The following is a 16,392-nucleotide window of genomic DNA, read 5'->3' on the forward strand; positions in this document are numbered from 1 at the left end:
CGTCGAACCGAGCACGCGCTGGCCGGTCCCGACGATCTCGCCGCACAGCTCGCTGCCCGGCGTGAAGGGCAGCGGCGGCTTCTCCTGGTAGACGCCCTGGATCATCAGGTTGTCGAAGAAGTTCAGCGCGGCGGCCCGCACCTTGACCAGCACCTGGCCGGGGCCGGGGGTGGGCTGCTCGACGTCCTCCAGCTTGAGGACGTCGTCGGGATTGCCGAGCTCGTGGACCCGCCATGCACGCATGCGCCCGACCCTGCCAGACCGCTGGGTACCGCCGTCACTGGGTCCCGATGATGATCAGGTCACCTGATCAACAGGGGTCCTGGCTCAGCGTCGACGGTGAGCCAGGACCCCATGCGGTGAGCCAGGAGGGTCAGCGCATGGACGGCGGGCGCAGCGCCTCCGGGACGACGGCCGTCTCGCCGGACTCGGTCTTCGCCGACGGCACGCCCTTGAACTTGTACGGGACGGCGCCGAGGCCCGGCTGGATGACGTAGGCGGCGCCCGGCTCGGCCGACGTCCACGCCGCGATCATCGCGTCGGCGACCTCGTCGGCGGTGAGCACCGGGAAGCCGGCCTTCTCGAACTCCTCGCGGATCGGGTCGATGATCGCGGTGTCGGCGAAGCCGGGGCAGATCGCCGAGATGGTGATGCCGTCGCGGTCCAGTCGCGGCGCCATCGACCGGACGAAGGCGACCGCCCCGCCCTTGGCCACGCTGTAGGCCGGGTCGCCGGCCATCGGCGACAGCCCCGCCAGCGACGCGGTGACGACGATCGCTCCCCCACCGGCCCGCGTGATCGCCGGCCGGGCGGCCTGGACGCCGTTCACGACGCCGAACAGGTCGATCTCCACGACCTTCATGAACTCGTCGAGGTCGAGGGCCTCGTCGCTCTTGGCCGCGGAGATGCCGGCGTTGAGGTACGCGGCGTCCAGCCGGCCGTGCTCGGCCTCGACCTGGGCCACCACTGCCTCGTTGGCGGCGAGGTCGGTGACGTCGAGGGGAAGGAACGGGCAGCCGAGGTCGGCCGCGACCTGCCGGTTGCGCTCGCTGTCGAGGTCGGTGAGGACGACGTTGACGTCGAGCGCCCGGAGCTTCCTCGCCAGCGCCCGGCCGAAGCCACCGGACCCCCCGGTGATCAGAGCAACGGATCCGGGCGCGGGAGTGGGCTGAGTCACTCCCCCATCATGCAGAGCGCAGAAAGCGGTCGAGCACGCGGATGCCGAACTGCAGCGACTCGATCGGCACCCGCTCGTCGATGCCGTGGAAGAGCGAGGCGAAGTCCAGGTCCGGCGGCAGGCGCAGCGGCGAGAACCCGAAGCAGCGCATGCCCAGGCGCTCGAAGCTCTTGGCGTCGGTGCCGCCGCTCATCGTGAACGGCACCGGCCGCGCGCCGTCGTCCTCGGCCTTGAGGGCGGCCACCATCTGGTCGACGAGAGGCCCGTCGAAGGTCGTCTCGACGGCGTTGTCGTGCACCAGCCACTCGCGCTGGATCCCCTCGCCGATCAGGCCGGCCAGCTGGCGCTCGAACTCCTCGTGCTGCCCGTACAGGAAGCGCCCGTCGACGGTGGCGCTCGCCGTCCCGGGGATGACGTTGGCCTTGTAACCGGCCTCGACCATGGTCGGGTTGGCCGTGTTCCGCAGCGCCGCGCCGATCATCCGGCTGATGCTGCCGAGCCGGGCCAGTGCCTGCTCCGGTTCGTCGGGGTCGATCTCGATGCCGTAGGCGTCCTCGACGGCAGCGAGGAACTGGCGCATCGGCGGGGTGAGCACCGTCGGCAGGCGGGCCGAGCCGAGCCGGGCGACCGCCTCGCAGAGCCGGGTGACGGCGTTGTCGTCGTGCACGAACGAGCCGTGGCCCGGCTTGCCCGTCGCGGTGAGCCGCATCCAGGCCAGGCCCTTCTCGGCGGTCTGCACGAGGTAGAGCCGCAGGTCGTCGCGGACGGTGATGCTGAAGCCGCCGACCTCGCTGATCGCCTCGGTGCAGCCCTCGAAGAGGTCGGGGTGCTCGTCGACGAGCCAGCGGGCGCCGAGCGTGCCGCCGGCCTCCTCGTCGGCCACGTAGGCCAGGACGATGTCGCGCGGGGGTGTGGTGCCCGTGACCGCCCAGTCGCGCACCAGCGCCAGGACCATCGCGTCCATGTCCTTCATGTCGACGGCGCCGCGGCCCCAGATGTAGCCGTCGCGCTCCTCGCCGGAGAAGGGGTGCACGCTCCACTCGGTGGGGTCGGCAGGCACGACGTCCAGGTGGCCGTGGACGAGCAGCGCCGGGCGGCCCGGGTCGGCGCCCTCGATGCGGGCGACGAGGCTGGCCCGTCCCGGCTCGGACTCGCAGATCTGCGACTCGATGCCGACGTCGGCGAGCTTGCAGGCGACCCATTCGGCGGCGGCCCGCTCCCCGGCGCCCGTGCGGGTGTCACCGGTGTTGGTGGTGTCGATCCGGATGAGGTCGGAGAGCAGCTCGGCGACCTCGCCCTGGGCTCGGGCGAGGGGTGCATCGGGGGCGTCGGCCATGCGGCGATCGTGCCACCGGCAGCCCCTCCCCCGGAGGGGTGATCCGTACCTGGATCGTTCCGCCTCCGGCGCCGATGCTTCGGGGGTGAGGACGACCGGCGCACTGCGGGCGCGCGATCCGGAGGCAGCCGCGCACAGCGCGCGGCTGATCCTGCTCGTCTGCGCCGCCGTCGTCGCCGGGCTGACGGTGTTCCAGCAGTCCGGTGCGGACGCCGTCACGCTGGCTGTCCACTGGATCGGCGTCGTCGCTCTGCTGGGTGCCGCTCTCGCCTGCACCGTCGTGCCGGCGCTGATCCTCGACCGTGTCGGGGTGGGCCCTGCAGTGGCCATCGCCGGTGTCGCGCTGATCTGCACGCTGAACGTCATCACCCGCGACACCTCGGCCGCGGCTCAGGCGTTCTTCGCCTTCCCCGTCTTCTTCGCGGCCTCCCACCTGCGGCCGGCCGGTGTGGCCCTGGTGACCGCGGTGGCGCTCGTGGGCGACGGGCTGAGCCTGCTCGTCCTGCTGCCGACGGTCGCGGCGCTCACCGACTTCGTGTTCTTCGGCGCCGTCCTGGCGGTCATGGCGGTGCTACTTGTCCGGGCCAACGGGACGCAGGAGCGCCTGGTGACCGCACTCCAGGAGCAGGCGACGGTCGACTCGCTGACCGGCCTGGCGACCCGCCGGGCGTTCGACAGCGCACTCGAGGCCGCGCTGGCCCGATCGGTGCCGGGCGGCACGGCACTGGTGCTCATCGACGTCGACGCGTTCAAGGCGATCAACGACTCCCACGGGCACCCGGTGGGCGACGACGTCCTCGTCCACCTGTCCACGGTCCTGCGCGGACAGGTCCGCGCAGAGGACGCCGTCCTCTCCCGGCTGGGAGGCGACGAGCTCGCCGTCCTGCTGCCCGGCTGCAGCCGGGAGGTCGCGGTGCGGCGAGCCGAGGACCTGCACGAGGCCGTCCGGTCCACTCCCCTGACCCTTGCCGACGGCGGTCTGCTGGCGCTGTCGATCAGCGTCGGCGTCGCCCACGTGCCGCAGCACTCCAACGACCGGCGCGGTCTCTATACCGCGGCCGACGGCGCCCTCTACGACGCCAAGCGCGCCGGTCGGGACCGTGTGGCGGTCGCCGGCGGCTGACGCCGGGGGGTGCTTCGGACGGCTCGGCGGTTCCGGTAGTCTTGCCCCGCACTCGTCCGGGTGGCGGAATGGCAGACGCGCTAGCTTGAGGTGCTAGTGCCCTTTATCGGGCGTGGGGGTTCAAGTCCCCCCTCGGACACTCGATCGCCCCGGTGTTCCTGCAGGTCGGGACCCCGGGGCGGTGTCATGTCCGGCCCCGAAACGGCCCTGTGATACCGCCGTGATACTTCGCAAGGCGCTTCAGCCCCTGAGCAGAGCCGCGAACCGGTCGGCAGCCTGCCTGCCCATGCCGGGATGCACGTGCTGGTAGACGGTCAGCGTGATCATCGCGTTGGCGTGACCCAGGCGCTCCGACACCACCTTCACCGGTTCGCCGGCCGCTAAGAGCAGCGTCGCGTGGGTGTGGCGCAGGTCGTGCAGCCGGATCCTCGGGAGCTGGTCCTCCCCTAGTGCTCGACGGGCCTGGGCGACCTGGTCGACGAAGCGGCGGGAGTACCGCTCGGGGTGCCGGGGCGTGCCGTCCAGGTTGCCGAGCACGGGTGCGGTGTCCCGCACGAGATCGAGCGTCAGCGAGCCACGTACCGCTCGGTAGGCGCGCAGAGCGGCGATCGTGTCGGCGTCGATGTCGACGACCCGCGCCTGGCCGGTCTTCGTCGGCCCCTCGACGAGTTGCTCGCCAGCGCCCTTCGTCTTCACCGTGCTGAGACTGCGCCGGACCTGCAGTCGGCCGGCGTCGAGATCCACATCTCGCCATCGGAGCGCCAGCGCCTCGCCTCGGCGCATCCCAGTCGCCGCGAGCAGTCGCCAGCCCATCGCCAGGTCCGGATCACGAGCCTCGGCCCAGTGCAGGAAGCGACTGAGTTCAGGGGCTGTCCACGCTTGCATCTCGGGCGGTCGGGCCTCCGACGGGCTCGGCGGTGTTGAGCGATCGGTCGGGTTCAGGGTCAGCCGACCGTGCTTGACAGCGTCGCTCAGCGCGGACCGGAGGATCGTGTAGATGTACCGCACCGTCCGTGCGGACAGCCCTCCTCTGTCGTCCGCGCGGCCCGACGCCTCCAACGTGCGCATCCAGGCGTCCACCGCTGCACCCGTGAGCCGGGTCAGACTGGTCTCGCCGAGGTAAGGGTTGATGTGCAGCCGGATGTTCTTCCGGTAGGAGGAGAGCGTCGAGGCGCTGAGCCGTTGCCCAGCGATCCACTGAGCCAGGTAATCGTCGAGCCGCTGCTTCGTCGGCTCGACCCACGCTCCGGTCTCCGCTTTGCCGATCTCCAGCCGTAGCTGCGCAGCCGCGTCGCGACGACTCTTGAACCCCCGCTTGAGGACGACGCGCTTCGCACCGTCCTGGAGCATGACCGGGTACTTGATGAGGAAGCGCGGACCGGCCTTCGTCGCGTACTCGCTGATACCGCCCTCGCCAGCCTGACGTCGTCGCGGCTTGGTCGCCATCAGATCTCCCGGCGTAGAGGTGGGCCCTGCCCAACGCAGGCACTCGTCGTCTAGTAGCGACGATCCGAGCCGTGAACCGGCCAGAGTGGATCTGTGGAATCCGGACGACCTGTGGACGAACGGCTAACTAGCCAGGACGCGCCTACTCATCAGCCTGTCCGGACGGCTCCGGAAATTCTCCAGTTCCCTTCCGTCCCGCCCGGCTACGTAGGCGGCGAGGCTTGATACTCCGACCCCGCCGACGCTGCCCCGCACTGCCAGAGCGGCTTGAGGTGGTTCCGGGGCGTTCGCCGAGGTGCATCTCCGCAAGTCAGATGTGCATTCGGTCACCGACGAACCCCGTGGAGCGCGCCTGAACGACGCAGTCTGGCCACCACGGCTGCACCATTCTGCGACCCTGAGAGGTGGTCAGTCGGTGAAGTCGATGCTGCGGCTGCCGTCCTCCCAGGCGTCGAGAGCCGCCCGCAGTGCGTCGATCAACGCGGCCGCTGCCGGCGCCGGGTATCCGGGCTGCATGCCGTGACCGGCGCGGTGCTCCTTGCGGCGCTTGCCAGCGGTCTCGACGTAGTCGGCGATCGGCGTCTCCGGCTGGACGAGCGACCGGCCGGCGAGGTCGGTGCGGAAGCCACCGGCCGCGACCGTCATGGCGGTGATGCCGAACGGGGTGACCTCCCTGCGCAGTGACAGAGTTGGCCCCTCGATCGCCGCCTTGACCACGGAGTATGTAGCCCGACCCTTCGGATGTGCGAGGCGTACCTGGCCAACCCGGCGGGATGCACCCCTCACCTCCCGGCGGAGGGCCGAGCAGGCGCCTCACTCGCCGAGCACTTCGATGCCTCCCCGCGCTTCGCGACAGACGTCGCCTTGGCGGGCATAGAAAGGTCTGTACGTGAGGCACCAGCGGGCGACACCATCGACCGTAGAGGAGTACAAGGCTCAAGAGGTCCAGGCCCCTATTGAGCCAAATAGTTGAGCTGGGGCGGGGAAAGCTGGCGCCGTCCGCCGACTATTTCTTCTCTGCAGTGAACCACTCCGGCTGAGGAGCGAGGAGGAGATGGCCATGTTTCTCGAGTCCTTCATCCGAGATGCCGGGAGTCCTCGATGACTACCGCGGTCGCCGAGCACTGGGCCAGCGGGGATGTCTACGGTCGGATCGTCACCGCGCTCCACGCGGCGGGGAAGTCACTCGACGCGCTGACCATCGAGGACCTCGCCCCGGTCGACCACTTTCACGCTCGCGGGTTGCCGGCCACGATCCAGCTTGGCGACTCCCTTCCAGCGAGGGCCGGGGACCACTTGCTCGACGTGGGTTGCGGGCTCGGGGGGCCGGCGCGCTACTTCGCCCGGCGCTTCGGTTGCCGGGTCAGCGGCATCGACGTGACTGGGCCGTTCATCGACGCCGGCCGGCGGCTGACGGAGTTGCTCGGGATGGGGGCAGTGGTCGACCTGCGACAGGGGGACGGTCAGGCCCTGCCTTACGGCGACGGAACGTTTGACGGCGGCTACGCCCAGCACGTCACGATGAACGTGCCGGACCGGCCCTCCTTCTTCGGTGAGGCCTGGCGGGTGATCCGACCTGGTGGATTCTTCGCGATCACGGAACACGGCCGAGGAAACGCGGGTCCGACATACCACCCGGTGCCCTGGTCGGAGGACGGCCGGGGGGAGTTCCTCGTGACGCCCGAGGAGACCGTAGAACTCCTCGGCGCAGCGGGTTTCGTCGACATCGACGTCACCGACACCGGCCAGGACTACCTGCAGGGATACCGGGCGACCCTGGCAGTGGCGGAGCGTGGCGAACTGCCGGCCCTAGGCCTGCATGTGCTCATGGGGCCTGGGGCTGTTGAGAAGTGGCGCAACTCGGCCCGCAACATCGAGGAGGGCCGCACGCATCCGGTGACGGTGATCTGCCGTAAGTCAGGATGAGGTCTGCGTCTGGGGTTGCTCGCCGGCCTGACATCGCGTACCTGCGCGGCGACCCAACCGATCAACCGAGCGGGTCTCCGGGCCGACGGGCGGCGCTGATCGCGCAATGAAGGGCTGAGGACCAGATGGTCCTACCCCGAGGATCTCACCGCGGGTCGGCTGCTTGCTGCCGGACGAGGAGCACGAAAGGCCAACCTGGCCCGCCAGATGTTGCGCGTTCGAGCTCGATGTCCGCGTGAGGCAGGAGGCACCTTTCGGATCAAGAAGCGTGCGGGCTGTATCCGACTCGGTCGTTGACGGGTCGACCACACGGTCCTCGTCGCCGGGGCCGGCGGTGTTGGGCGCCCTGCTCAGATGGGTGGAGCTGAGGGGACTCGAACCCCTGCCTCCCACACTGCCAGAGCGGCTGGTGGGCGTCCGTGGCGGCAGGCTGGCATACTTGGCCGCCTACGACGTCCACGCCGCCCGCGTGATCGGCCGCACCGCGCCGACCACCGGCATCGAGCCGTTCGGGCAGCTGATCGAGCAGGCGATGACCACCGAGCCCTGCGCCAGCGCGGCTCGGGTCTTGCGCACGACGATGGACAACTACAGCCACGGCATGCCTGCACTCGCTCGCGAGGCCGCCGACCGCATGGGAGCGCTGCTGCTAGGTACAGGCGCGCAAACTGCGACCACAGACGACTCAGGCCGCGGTCCCGTAAGCCGTCTGACCTGCGGGTTTTGGACAGCCACGAACGTGTATACACAACCGCGAACACACTAACTGCAATCGCAATTGCAACCAGCAACCGGAGTTCTTAGCGAGGCTCATGACCTCCGCGAGGGATCCCACAGCAGCAACCCCGGGCCACGCCGACGACGACGTCGCTCTCTGTCAACGACGGTCGAAAGTTGACCCTCTAGCGACGGCCGAAAATTGACCCCCTCGTGGTCATGCGTCTTCGGTGGCGGTCGCGGAGCGGCCGAGGTCTCGGTCTTTGAGTCGGTAGCTATCGCCCTTGAGGGAGATGACCTCGGCGTGGTGGACCAGGCGGTCGATCATGGCGGCGGCGACGACCTCGTCGCCGAAGACCTCGCCCCAGCGGCCGAAGGGCTTGTTGCTGGTCACGATCAGCGAGGCGCGCTCGTAGCGGGAGGAGACCAGCTGGAAGAACAGGTTGGCGGCCTCGGGTTCGAAGGGCACGTAGCCGACTTCGTCGACGACCAGCAGCGGGTAGCGGCCCAGCCGGCGGAGTTCGTCCTGCAGCCGGCCGGCGTGGTGGGCCTCGGCCAGCCGGGTGACCCACTCGGTGGCGGTGGCGAACAGCACCCGGTGACCGGCCTGGCAGGCCCGGATGGCCAGGCCGGTGGCCAGGTGGGTCTTGCCGGTGCCCGGCGGGCCGAGGAGCAGCACGTTCTCCTTCGCGGTGACGAAGTCCAGGGTGCCCAGGTGGGCGATCAGGTCCCGTTTCAGGCCGCGGGCATGGTCGAAGTCGAACTCCTCCAGGCTCTTGCGGGCCGGGAACCGGGCGGCCCGGATCCGTCCCTCGCCGCCGTGGGACTCGCGGGCGGAGACCTCCCGCTGCAGGCAGGCGATCAGGAACTCCTCGTGCGACCAGGACTGCTCGCGGGCCCGTTCGGCCAGCCGCGGCACCGCCTCCCGCAGGGTGGGTGCCTTCAGCGCGCGGGTCAGGAACGCCACCTCCGCGCCCAGGTCCCGGCCGCTCATGCCACGCCCCCGTCGGTGAGGCCGAGGGCTGTGTCGTAGTCGCTCAGCGGCCGGATCTCCACCTCGGCGGGCGGGGCCGGGCGCAGCAGCCCGACCCGGGCCGCGCGCAGCGCCTTCGCGGCGGTGACGTGCTCGTCGGCGGAGATGGTCTGGTGCTTGGCCCAGATCCGGTCGTGGTCGGCCACGACCCGGCCGTCGCAGAACACCCGCACCCGGTGCAGGTCGGCGAGCACCTCGACCCGCCGGCCGATCACGCTCGGATGGACGGAGTAGTCGTTGCCGTCCAGCCGCACGTAGTGGTCCCGGGCCAGCCGCGTCGAGCAGCGCCACCCCGTCGCCGGGGCGACCGGCGGCAGCGGCAAACATCCGCTCCAGGTCGGCGGCGATCCGGTCGGTCGGCGCGCACCCCAGCGCCCGGCGGGTGCGGGTGTTCACCAGCCCCAGCCAGGTCGAGATCTGGGCGTTGAAGTCGGCCGGGCCGGTGAACGACCGGCCGGGCAGGAACGAGCGCTCCAGGTAGTCGTGCAGCCGCTCGACCAGGCCTTTGGCCTCCGGGTCGGCCGGTCGGCAGATCAGCACCTTCGTGGCCAGGGTGCCGCGGAAGCCTGGCACTCGGCGGTGAGCTCCGAGCGGCCGCCGCGCCAGCGGCCGACCGCTCCCTCGCCGTCCCAGACCAGCACCCGCGGCACCGCGCCGAGCCCGGCGAGCAGCTGCCACCAGCCGGCGAACAGGTCCTCCGCGGTCCGGGAGGGGATCAGCACCGCGGCCGCCCAGCGGGAGTAGCCGCAGACCATGGTCAGCACCGGCAGCTGTTTGGCCGTCCGGCTCTGACCGGACCCGACCGGCAGCGTGATCGGCGGGAACCACAGGTCGAACTGGGCGATCTCGCCGGCCACATAGGCGGTCCGGGACGCCGGATCCGGCGGCAGATACACCGGCCGCAGCTCGGCCACCCGCTTCTTCAGCACGGTCATCGACCTGCTCCAGCCGATCCGCTCGGCGATCACCGTCACCGGCATCGTCGGGAACGCCTGCAGCAACTCCCGGATCCGCGGCTCCACCTCATCCACCGCCGACCCTCGACTGGTGCGCTCATACCTCGGCGGCTGGTCGCTGCGCAGGGCCGTCCGAACCGTGTTCCGCGAGACCCCCAGCACCCGCGCTACCTGCTTGATCGGATGCCCTCGGCCCGATGCAGCCGGCGGATCTCCGCCCAATCCTCCACGGACAACACCTCGTCCCTCCCCGGCTCGGCTCGAGCCAGGGTCTCGGGAGGGGGTCAAATTTCAACCGTCGCGAGGGGGTCAGTTTTCAGGCGCCGTCGACACTCTCCTAGGCCTGGGCTGCCGACGCCGACCAGTCCCGGCGAACCGACGACCCGGCACGTCTAGAGCCCGCCTGCCGCCGTCGCCAAGCAACGCGCTTCGTTCCCGCGTGTCTCGACCAGAGGATCAAGCGCAGCGCCCCCCTCGCGAGGGTCGAAGTTCTGTTGGACTCGACTGAGGTCGTCTTACGCGGCGACCGCCGACGACCTCCCCTCGGGCACCTGTCGTACCGATTGCGCTCAATAACGCCCGTGAGTGTCCGGAGGGGTCGACTCCCCGGAGGCAGTCCCATGTCATCGATCCGCGCCGTCTGCTGTCACCAACGTCCGTGGTCGGTACACCCAGCCTCGATCTTTCGTGATCGGGCGATGTCTGCGGGGTCGTCGGCGTAGGTGAGCGCGGCGCGCCGGGAGTCCTGGCGACGGTGCCTGCGACACGCCGTGCGAGCCGCAGCGTTCTGTCGGACCGCGCCCGTACCGTTTCTTCCTGATAGGGGCTCGTCCGGGCTCAGCCGCTTCGATCACGGAGGCAGTCAACGCGCGCGATCCGAGTTCATGAGCTTGCCCAGCATTTCGGCATCGACAGCAAGGTCCTGTTAGCCCTACTCAAGGAGCGGGGCGAGTTTGTGAAGAGCGCCGCCAGCACGCTCCCGCTCCCCGTCGTCCATGCCCTCTGCAGGGAGCACAACAAGCCCCTGCCCGGAGTACCCGGGTCCCCGCGCCAGTCCTCGCGTCGGCCGCCGGCCGGGACTTCCCCGCAGCCCGTGCCCCGACCGGCAGCGACCCACACTCCACCGCGCGGCCCCGCGGCGGGCCCCCGCGGGCAGGCAGCCCAGCCGGCACCGGTTGCGCCTTCGCACCGCACGTCCGACGACCACGAGGACCCATTGGACCTCGCCGCACTGTTGTTCGACATCGACCGCAGCTCACTGCGACCCGCTGCGCGGCCCCGTCCGCCACACGGTCGGACTTACGAGCCGCTGACGCGCTGGCGCCAGCATTTGTTCTCCGACGTAGAGGAGCGCGCCTGGACATCGCGCGGCATCAATGACCCGGATCAGGCCTTCCGGCTCCTGGACTTGGGCCTGACCCCCCGCGTCCTGGACATCTCCGTGGACGGCCAGACGGTGTCTGGATGGCTGAGAAGCGGCGAAAGCCCCGGGTCGGTGGTCGCCCGACTACGAACCAGGGGCCGCTGGGAACAGCAGGCCTGACTCTCACCAGCCAGAGGTCTGGCTCACGCCCGGGAACAGCTTGCCCCATCAGCTCGGCGCAATTGTCCTCGGCGTCGGAGAAGCCTGGCATAAGCCCCCAGCCCCATCTGGGAACTAGCGTGCCGCCCGCCTTGTCGGTCCCCCAGGAGCCTCAACGCCGCGAGACAACGCCGTTCGGGCCCACAAAGCCCAGCGGATCGCGCAAGCCGTCAGCCCTCCCGACGGAGATCATCGGGACTCGGGCCGCCAGTCACCGGCAGTCTCCGGCTGTCTCCAGGCAAGGCAAAAAGTCGCTGTGCTCGGATCAATCTGGTGTAGCGCCGCCTGGCGCCTCGATCCGTCGGGAACAAGCCAATGTCAACGCTCAGGGGCTCGGCGGCCTGGTGGCACCCCGAAGTAGTGGGATCATGACCTGCTCGACGACCGCCCTCACAAGTTCCTCATCGAGGGCGGCGCCCGTTATGAGCCAACGCTGGATGATGATCCCCGGGCCTGCTTCGGCTGCTACGGACGTAGCCGCATCGGGTGTGATGTCGCCGCGCTCCACGGCGCGACGAAACACTTCAGTGAAGGCCGCGCTCCATCGGTCGAGCGGCCCGTGCCGGTATGCATCGAACAGTGCTGGATTCTCATGGAGTATGCCGATGAGCGCGCGATTGGCACGCCCTACCGGGCCGGCGAGGAGGTCGGCGATCGAAGTCAGAAGGATGACGAGGTCGTCGCGAAGCCAGCCGGTGTCCGCGAGCACGAGCCCGGCAACGCTTTCCATGTCGATGTAGCTCACCAGCAAGTCGGCCTTGCTGGACCACCGTCGGTAGATCGCGGCCTTCCCTACACCTGCAGTCATGGCCACTTCGTCCATGGTCAGCCTGCTGTAGCCGACCTCGGCCAGGACTTGCACCACCGCGGCCCTAATCGCCTCGTCCTTCGCGGGGTCCAGCGGGTAGGCACTGCACCGGGTTCGTCGCGATGTCGGCACTGATGACTGAGCAGGTGCATCGTTCGTCACAAGATCGACTCTAATTTGTGACTCTCCGTAGCGTTCTGCCCGCTCATGCCTCCGCATACCGCGACACGCAGCGGGCCGCGGAACCGCTGCGTTCCGTGAGGTTAAGCTCACTCTCCGTGTTATCGCCTGGTCCTCCCGCAGATGCTTCAGCCATCTAGGACTGCGGTTACCCGGAGGCAAGCATGGGACTCCGCTTCACGTGGGAGTCACCGAGTTGTCGACTCGTACTCTGCGCAGTTCTCAGTGCGCTCGCGGAGCTTGGCCATGCCGGTCTGACGCTGGAAGAAATCCAGGCTCGTGCCGGGGCGGCCGGCCAGGGCCTGGAGCAGTCGGATCTCGACGAAGTCGTCGTCGTGGCCTTGCAGCATGTCCGCCTGTTTCCCGTCCCCGAGGCCACCGGATCGCTGAGAGGTGACCTTCTGCGGCTCCTCGAAACGTGGTTGGGAAATCGAGGACCCGACGAGCGCGTGATCGCCGCCGTGCTCAGCGCAGCGGAGTGGAACCCCGGACTCAGAGTCGCGGTGATCGAGGCGTTCGATCGGCCCCTTGCGCAGGCCGTCGGCGCACTCCTGGCCCGGGCAACCGGCGACGGGGCGGCACAGCCGGAGCGCATACAAACGCTGAACTGGATCCTTCGGGGGCTGGCGCTCAACCGCCTGAGGGCTGTCGACGCGCGGACGCTCGTGGACCTTCATCAGTTGGTTGATCACCTGCTCGATGGCCTTGCCCCAGGGGGCGGTGGATCCCCGTGCCGGACGTGAGCCGTCAAGCGTGGTCCGCCGCTCAACGGGGATTGCGCACCGCTCGCCTGGCACTGCGCTACTTCCAGTGCCGCAGGCGAGCCTGGCGTGGGCCGGTCGGCACGTGGCTGGGCAAGCTGGTCCCCTTCGCATTGGTCGGCGGCATGTTGGTGGTCCTCGGGGTAGGGAACTACAGGGCCCAGCGGCTCGATCAGGATGCGGTCTCGCCGTCCTCCCCGTCCGGGCCCATGACCGAGTCACCATCCGAGCAAAGTGGGCCCTTGGCTGGTGCGCCCCCATCGTGGGCTCGTGACGTACAGGCAATCCCCGAGGCCGCTGCCGCGCCGCGGCTGCCGGATCTCGGCTTCCGGGACCTTCCGGACCTCGCGGCGCCAGCCCCGAGGCAGGCTGTACCCGGGAACCGCGCCGTTCCGGATGGGGGCCCTTCCCTGTCGACGGACCTGAGGCCCGCGGCCTGCCTCCTCGCCGCGGCCTCGGTCGCGCTGGCAGCAACCGCCGTACGACGTCGACAGCGGGCAACCCGACCCCAGGCGACGACGGCCTTGGCCGAGGACATTGACACATCAGCACTCGAAGCCGAAAAGCAGCGCCGAAGGGGACAAGGCGAGGCGGACGCTCAGGCAATCGACGCGGGAGTGCCGAGCGCTGGGGGTTCATCACCCGCCGGCGACGTTTCCACCGACGCGGCCGGCCCGGAACGCACGGGCGAGAACGTGCCGCCGCCCGATGAACCAGCCCCTGAATCGTTCCCGGCCGAGGAACCCGACGCAGAGATCGCCTCCCGCCCCGCGGCCGGAGACCCAGTTCATGAAGCCGCGGCGCCGTCCCGTGAGTCGTCAGAAGGCAGGTCGCACGCGATGGGTAGTCGCAGTCGAGTCGTCCTCTTTGCGAAGGAAGACGATCCGTGGGGGCGGTGACAGCCGAGCCTCAGGTGAGCCGAGGGTCCGGCAGGGCCGGCGACGCCACGCCACGCCTGAAGCTCTTACAGCGCGCTCGGCAGACCAACGGTCTGGCGAGCGATTCGGCCTCACCCCTGAAAGTCGACACTCCCCCTCCATCCGCGCTGGCCCCGCGGCCGCAGTTGTCTGGTTTACGCAAGGCCGCGCTGTTCTTGGCGCAAATGGCCACCGATGAGGCCGCCCTGGTCCTGACGCACTTGCGACCCAGCGAGGTCGAAATGCTCGCCCGAGAGCTGCTGGCTTTGGGCGCGGTCGAGGTCGCTGACGTGGAAGACGTCATGACCGAACTTCATGCCCTTCTGCGCGGTGGGCAGTTGTACGGCCAGGGCGGCGAGGAGTTTGCCCGCGAGATACTCGCGGCAGGTTTCGGCGACGCGAAGGCCGAGGAGCTCGTCGCCCGAGTGAATGCCGTCTACACCGAGGTGCCGTTTGGGTCGCTGAGGAACGTCGACGTCCGTCAGCTCGTCACCTTCCTCAAGGACGAGCACGCGCAGATCATCGCCCTGGTCCTCGCGCACCTCACCGCCGCGCAGTCCGCCGAGGTCCTCTCCGGCTTCGCACCGGAGCAGCAGGCCGAGGTCGCCCACCGGATCGCCACGATGGACCGCACCTCCCCGGAGATGGTCCGACTGGTCGAGGAGGAGCTGGGCCGCCGGATGGGCTCACTGCTGCGAGAAGAGAGCGCCGAGGTCGGCGGCGTCGCAGCCCTGGTCGAGATCATCAACCGCTCGCCGCGGCCGACCGAGCGCTCCATCCTCGAGTGGCTGGACAACACCGACCCCGAGCTCGCCGAGCAGGTCCGTTCGCAGATGTTCGTCTTCGAGGACATCGTCACCATCGACGACCGCTCCCTGCAGCAGGTGCTGCGCGAGGTCGAGGCCAACGACCTGGCCACGGCGCTCAAGGGTGTCCGGCCCGACGTCCGCGACAAGGTCGTGCGGAACCTCTCCGAGCGCGCCGCCGAAAACCTCAACGAGGAGATCGAGCTGCTCGGCTCGGTGCGCACCCGCACCGTCGAGGAAGCCCAGGCCAAGGTCGTCGCCGCCATCCGCACGCTGGAGGCCTCGGGTGCGCTCACGATCAACCGCGGGGACGACGAAGAGCTGATTGCGTGACCGAAACACCGACGGCCGCAGCATGTCGCCGCAGCCGAGAACCCGGGCGGCTGGCTGAGCCTTCCGGCGGAGTCCGAAAATATCCACGGGAAGTTGGAAAGCGGCCGGCCGGCAGCCGAGCCTCCTCCGCAGCGATGATCCCGGATCACATCTAGCGGGTCGCGTCAGCAATCGGCGGTGCGCCGCGCAGGGATCTAACGCGCCATCAGCAGAGGCAGCATGACCTCGTCGACGACGGCTACTGCGAATTGCTCGTCGAGCCGTTCACCCCGGACAAACCAGCGTTCATAGAAGATTGCTGGACCCGCCTGCGCCGCCACGGAATTGCAGATTCCAGGGCTCAACTCCCCACGATCGGCCGCACGGCTAAGGACCTCCGCGTAGGTCTTATCCCAACAGGCTAAGGGCCCTCGCCGATAGGCCACCGCAATGGCCGGCTCATCGACGGAGGCGCCAATCAACGCTCGCGTGGCACGTCCGGCAGGGGACTCGAGAATATCGGCCATGGTTGTCATGAGGCCCAGAAGATCTTCCCGCAGCGTCCCAGTGTCTATTACCGTTATGGCATCATCGCTGGCGGCCTCTAGGAAGCTCACGAGCAGGTCAGCCTTGCTAGACCACCGTCGGTAAATCGCACCCTTGCCAACGCCGGCGGCCAAGGCCACCTCGTCCATCGTGAGGCCGCGGTAACCCAGTTCCGCTAGAACCTGGAAGACGGCTCCGGCGATTGCCTTGTCCCTGGACGGATCCAGAGCCTGTCGCCGCGCGTCCCGCGTCCGAGCGGGCCCAGCCGCACTCGGGCGCAGAAAGCCGTCACTAACAGTCACGATCGGACCGTAGCGGGCGACCGTGGAACCCTGCAGTTCCATGAACCCGCTGGTCAGGCGCCAGTTATCGATGACAACCCCGGGTAGCGGGGCACACTATTGCCCCCGATTGATGGTTGCTCAGGGCAACCGAAAGTGTCAGTGTGCCGCGGTGCACAGACGGGTTGACCCCAACCGGCTAGCCCACGAGCTTCGCAAGCTCAACGACCCTCACCGACCACCCGTGCCCGTAAAGGCCACGCTGCCCGACGCAAAATCGTCCTTGGGCCTGCTCCTTGGTTGGTGTCCCAACCGCACAGGCCACGACCGGGCGCTGCGGGGGCTGATTCTCGTCATCCGGGAGTACGCCCCGGGATTTACGGAGGATTGGCTTGGTTGGCTGACAGCCGACCGCATCGACTTGCTCTGAAGGGCCTGGCCGTGGGTGGCCGACCGGAAGAACAGCTACGAGCCGTTGCCGGCCG

13 protein-coding genes, 1 tRNA gene and 1 pseudogene are annotated in these 16,392 nt (G+C 69.2%); 4 read left to right on the forward strand and 11 right to left on the reverse strand.

Annotation, left to right across the window (positions count from 1 at the left end; translation table 11 throughout):
- From E4P40_RS07650 to E4P40_RS07660, 3 genes are all read right to left on the reverse strand, one after another.
- A partial coding sequence (locus E4P40_RS07650) for an alcohol dehydrogenase catalytic domain-containing protein (RefSeq protein WP_167762143.1) occupies positions 1 to 243 on the reverse strand: 243 nt, incomplete at its 3' end.
- Between the two features lie 130 nt (positions 244 to 373).
- The gene (locus tag E4P40_RS07655) at positions 374 to 1,177 is read right to left on the reverse strand and encodes an SDR family oxidoreductase (RefSeq protein ID WP_135158184.1); all 804 of its coding nucleotides are present in this window, start codon (positions 1,175 to 1,177) and stop codon (positions 374 to 376) included.
- Positions 1,178 to 1,184: 7 nt separating this feature from the next.
- The gene (locus tag E4P40_RS07660; protein WP_135158185.1) at positions 1,185 to 2,513 is read right to left on the reverse strand and encodes a M20/M25/M40 family metallo-hydrolase; all 1,329 of its coding nucleotides are present in this window, start codon (positions 2,511 to 2,513) and stop codon (positions 1,185 to 1,187) included.
- Between the two features lie 85 nt (positions 2,514 to 2,598).
- Here E4P40_RS07660 and E4P40_RS07665 point away from each other — a divergent pair, with 85 nt between their 5' ends.
- Both E4P40_RS07665 and E4P40_RS07670 read left to right on the forward strand, forming a co-directional pair.
- On the forward strand, positions 2,599 to 3,636 hold the full coding sequence (locus tag E4P40_RS07665; protein WP_245160193.1) for a GGDEF domain-containing protein: 1,038 nt from the start codon (positions 2,599 to 2,601) through the stop codon (positions 3,634 to 3,636).
- A 54-nt stretch (positions 3,637 to 3,690) separates the two neighbouring features.
- Positions 3,691 to 3,775: transfer RNA gene (locus E4P40_RS07670), tRNA-Leu, on the forward strand.
- 101 nt (positions 3,776 to 3,876) lie between these two features.
- On the opposite strand, the gene E4P40_RS07675 is transcribed toward E4P40_RS07670, so the two are convergent.
- Both E4P40_RS07675 and E4P40_RS07680 read right to left on the reverse strand, forming a co-directional pair.
- Positions 3,877 to 5,082, reverse strand: coding sequence for a tyrosine-type recombinase/integrase (locus E4P40_RS07675; RefSeq protein ID WP_135158187.1), 1,206 nt, complete (start codon positions 5,080 to 5,082; stop codon positions 3,877 to 3,879).
- Between the two features lie 408 nt (positions 5,083 to 5,490).
- On the reverse strand, positions 5,491 to 5,799 hold the full coding sequence (locus tag E4P40_RS07680) for a hypothetical protein (RefSeq protein ID WP_135158188.1): 309 nt from the start codon (positions 5,797 to 5,799) through the stop codon (positions 5,491 to 5,493).
- Positions 5,800 to 6,183: 384 nt separating this feature from the next.
- Between E4P40_RS07680 and E4P40_RS07685 the strand changes: the two genes are divergently transcribed.
- Positions 6,184 to 7,008, forward strand: coding sequence for a class I SAM-dependent methyltransferase (locus E4P40_RS07685; RefSeq protein WP_135158189.1), 825 nt, complete (start codon positions 6,184 to 6,186; stop codon positions 7,006 to 7,008).
- A gap of 447 nt (positions 7,009 to 7,455) precedes the next feature.
- On the opposite strand, the gene E4P40_RS27970 is transcribed toward E4P40_RS07685, so the two are convergent.
- The 5 genes and pseudogenes from E4P40_RS27970 to E4P40_RS28840 form a co-directional block, all read right to left on the reverse strand.
- Positions 7,456 to 7,596 (reverse strand): hypothetical protein, encoded by a 141-nt coding sequence (locus tag E4P40_RS27970; protein ID WP_167762144.1) that lies wholly within the window; start codon positions 7,594 to 7,596, stop codon positions 7,456 to 7,458.
- Between the two features lie 346 nt (positions 7,597 to 7,942).
- Positions 7,943 to 8,719: an IS21-like element helper ATPase IstB gene (gene istB / locus E4P40_RS07695; protein ID WP_135158191.1), complete on the reverse strand. Its 777-nt coding sequence runs from the start codon at positions 8,717 to 8,719 to the stop codon at positions 7,943 to 7,945.
- Positions 8,716 to 9,953: pseudogene (istA, locus tag E4P40_RS07700) on the reverse strand (IS21 family transposase). The gene istB and the pseudogene istA overlap by 4 nt, the downstream one beginning before the upstream one ends.
- Positions 9,954 to 11,621: 1,668 nt before the next feature.
- On the reverse strand, positions 11,622 to 12,266 hold the full coding sequence (locus E4P40_RS07710) for a TetR/AcrR family transcriptional regulator (protein ID WP_167762145.1): 645 nt from the start codon (positions 12,264 to 12,266) through the stop codon (positions 11,622 to 11,624).
- A 206-nt stretch (positions 12,267 to 12,472) separates the two neighbouring features.
- Positions 12,473 to 12,976 carry a hypothetical protein gene (locus E4P40_RS28840; RefSeq protein WP_245160194.1) on the reverse strand — a complete coding sequence of 168 codons (504 nt, stop codon included), beginning with the start codon at positions 12,974 to 12,976 and terminating at the stop codon, positions 12,473 to 12,475.
- 982 nt (positions 12,977 to 13,958) lie between these two features.
- Here E4P40_RS28840 and fliG point away from each other — a divergent pair.
- Entirely contained in the window at positions 13,959 to 15,101 is a 1,143-nt protein-coding gene (fliG, locus tag E4P40_RS07720) for a flagellar motor switch protein FliG (protein ID WP_245160195.1), read from the forward strand.
- 194 nt (positions 15,102 to 15,295) lie between these two features.
- On the opposite strand, the gene E4P40_RS07725 is transcribed toward fliG, so the two are convergent.
- Positions 15,296 to 15,928 (reverse strand): TetR/AcrR family transcriptional regulator, encoded by a 633-nt coding sequence (locus E4P40_RS07725; protein WP_167762146.1) that lies wholly within the window; start codon positions 15,926 to 15,928, stop codon positions 15,296 to 15,298.
- Between the last annotated feature and the right edge of the window lie 464 nt (positions 15,929 to 16,392).

It is taken from the genome of Blastococcus sp. CT_GayMR20 (assembly GCF_004570345.1).